Genomic DNA, 1,529 nt, shown 5'->3' with positions numbered 1-1,529 from the left:
ACTTACGCGATGATTAAGGCGCTGAATAAGCTTACTGGGTTAGGTATGCCTAAAACTTGTCGTATTGACTAATAAATATACGACATGGGACGATTCTGTCTCTGAACTGAATTACGCAACAAAGCCGGTTCGTCATCAAGAATACAAATTGGTACATTTAGCTTGTCAATTAACTCAAATTCAGTCGGATAAACAGACTTAAGATAACTAAGTCTCGCACTATTACTAACCACTAACTCAGTATTAAGATCAAACTCACCAAGAACATAAAGCATTGCTGCCAAAGAACTATAACCCGAGTGTTCAATATACGTTGGGTTCTCTCCCTTAGTAACAATCCCTACAACTTTATAAATTTCGAGGGCAATAGCTTCTAACCCTAATTCTTCTGTGAGTTCAATTGACTCACCATTAAAAGATTTCTCTGCATGGGCGTATCTAGACAATTTTTTAGGACTTTTTAATGGTAATAGTTCAAAAGCATGTAAACACGCAGCGGTACAATATGGTCCACAGTAAAGACTTCCTTTAGGTTGTTTTATATTTGGAAATACTTTCATAAATACCCTTACAAATTAATAAATACACATAACGCCAGCTTATACCGCAGACAACGCACAAATCAAGCCACTACATTACGCCTTAAACACTAAATTCACCGCAGACTGAAAATGCCACACGTTGTTTGTCGGTTTAAAGCTTTTGTTATATGTTTCACTATCGCCTATACTAAATGCGCATTAATAATACGCATAGGAATACTTTATGAGAAACACATATAGCACGAATGCACCAAAAAAAGCGACAAACCTTAGCTTAAACAGTGAGTTACTAGCTGAAGCTAAGCGCCTAAACATCAATCTATCCGCAACTATGGAGAAGGCATTAGAAAAGGAAGTCAAACAACAATTAAAAGCCGAATGGTTAGAGCAAAACACTGAAGCTATTGAAGCTTGTAACGATTTGACAACAAAACACGGACTATTTTCCGATTCATACCGAGTATTCTAATGCCACAATTTACGCTTTATAAAAACAACGACAAGAACACCGCTACCGCTTATCCATATTTTGTTGATGTCCAAAGCGAGTTGGTAGATTCACTTAATACTCGCTTGGTTATACCTTTAACTCCTATCGAACTACTAGAAAAAAAAGCACCAAGTCATTTATGTCCCATCATTCATATCGACGAAGGGGACTTCGTGATTCTTACCCATCAAATGGCTAGTGTACCAATAGGAATTCTTGCGACCCCAGTCAACGAAATAAGTACGTTTAGAAACGAAATAATTGCTGCAATAGACTTTTTGATCACTGGCATATAACGCCAGCTTAAACCGCAGACAACGCACAAAACAAGCCGCTGCATTACGCCTTAAACACTAAATTCACTGCAAAACAAAAATGCCACGCGTTGTTTGTCGGTTTGAAGCTTTTGTTAGAGCGATACCAACAAACGAACTTTACTTGGCAATGAAGCACTTAGTTTGCATCCAATGAACGCCATTTTAGCCAACAAAGCCTGC

Annotated in this window: 3 protein-coding genes; 2 read left to right on the top strand and 1 reads right to left on the bottom strand. The window is 37.9% G+C overall.

The genetic code is table 11. The features are described 5' to 3' along the window. Positions 1-68: 68 nt before the first annotated feature. The gene (locus tag HC752_RS24115) at positions 69-560 is read right to left on the bottom strand and encodes a hypothetical protein (RefSeq protein WP_190337716.1); all 492 of its coding nucleotides are present in this window, start codon (positions 558-560) and stop codon (positions 69-71) included. A gap of 205 nt (positions 561-765) precedes the next feature. Between HC752_RS24115 and HC752_RS24110 the strand changes: the two genes are divergently transcribed. Then, on the top strand, positions 766-1,011 hold the full coding sequence (locus tag HC752_RS24110) for a type II toxin-antitoxin system CcdA family antitoxin (RefSeq protein WP_190337715.1): 246 nt from the start codon (positions 766-768) through the stop codon (positions 1,009-1,011). Next, complete coding sequence (locus tag HC752_RS24105; protein WP_190337714.1) at positions 1,011-1,328, top strand: CcdB family protein; 318 nt, start codon at positions 1,011-1,013, stop codon at positions 1,326-1,328. The genes HC752_RS24110 and HC752_RS24105 overlap by 1 nt, the downstream gene beginning before the upstream one ends. Positions 1,329-1,529 lie beyond the last annotated feature (201 nt).

The organism is Vibrio sp. S9_S30 (assembly GCF_014694455.1).
Lineage (GTDB): Bacteria > Pseudomonadota > Gammaproteobacteria > Enterobacterales > Vibrionaceae > Vibrio.
The sequence above is the reverse complement of the archived record's forward strand: the minus strand, read 5'-3'. Positions and strand labels throughout refer to the sequence as shown.